Annotated in this window: 1 protein-coding gene; it reads right to left on the bottom strand. The window is 30.9% G+C overall.

What is annotated here, in order from left to right:
* Nucleotides 1-296 (bottom strand): hypothetical protein (locus tag A1704_RS24310; protein WP_131797532.1); only part of this gene is annotated, 296 nt, incomplete at its 3' end.
* Nucleotides 297-473 lie beyond the last annotated feature (177 nt).

The raw sequence follows: 473 nt of genomic DNA, 5'->3' as shown, positions 1-473 counted from the left end.
GAAGGATGGATTTTTAGATCCGGGCGGAAAGTCTGTATTCCCAGGAGAAAATGCCTGTGAAGCTCGTATCTGTTCTTAATCATGAAATAATCAAAATACAAATCAATAACGTCTTCTTCTATTGTTCCCATTTCATTTTTTGTATGCGTAACAATCGTTGTTTTTGTCAGTTTTGCATTATCTCTGTGATGCACATCTGAATAAGAACCCTGTCGGGAAGGCTGAAGATTGGAATATAAAACTTCTTTAACGATTTCTTCTTTGCAATTATAAATAGAAATCCCTTTTTCATTCACAATAACTCTGTGAAAGAACTTCTTTCTTGGAAAAATCAGAGTGTATATCAGAAAAAAACAACATACACTAAGAGCAAAAAAAATCAATACATTAAAAAATAAATCGGAGGTTTTGTTGACAAAATACTTTTTTATACCATAATCAAAAAGATCATACATTATATAAAATACCAGATA

The organism is Chryseobacterium cucumeris (genome assembly GCF_001593385.1).
GTDB classification, from domain to species: Bacteria; Bacteroidota; Bacteroidia; order Flavobacteriales; family Weeksellaceae; genus Chryseobacterium; species Chryseobacterium cucumeris.
The sequence above is the reverse complement of the archived record's forward strand: the minus strand, read 5'-3'. Positions and strand labels throughout refer to the sequence as shown.